Here is a 389-nt window from a genome sequence, read left to right as displayed (position 1 = left end):
TGCGCGACCCCGAGACCGCCGAGTACGCCGAGAGGGCCAGGGGGCGGGGAAAGAGCGACAGGGAGGTCATGAGGTGCCTCAAGCGCTACGTGGCCAGGGAGGCGTACCGGGCGCTGATGCACCCGCACGAGGTCAGGAGACCCGAGGACGCCTCGGAGCTCGTGGCGGCCAGGCGCGCGGCGAAGGTCAGCCAGGTGAGGGCGGCGACCATATTGGGAACCAGCGAGAGGTGCATCTCGATGCTGGAGAGGGGCCAAAGGGAGCTCAAGCCCATAAGGAGGGCCTACGAGGCATGGGTCGAGGCCGGACTTCCGCTCGATTGGGACAGGCAGGCCTTCGAGGCGGAGCGAAAAATGGATTCTAAAAAAGGCCTTGCCAAATAGGAGCGT

1 pseudogene is annotated in these 389 nt (G+C 65.6%); it reads left to right on the top strand.

The window, feature by feature from the left end:
- Positions 1 to 383 (top strand): annotated as a pseudogene (locus ACQRAJ_RS08810) (hypothetical protein); the annotation flags it as partial.
- Positions 384 to 389 lie beyond the last annotated feature (6 nt).

It is taken from the genome of Collinsella sp. SGI.184 (genome assembly GCF_050313415.1).
Lineage (GTDB): Bacteria > Actinomycetota > Coriobacteriia > Coriobacteriales > Coriobacteriaceae > Collinsella.
This window is presented reverse-complemented; position numbering and strand designations above follow the sequence as displayed.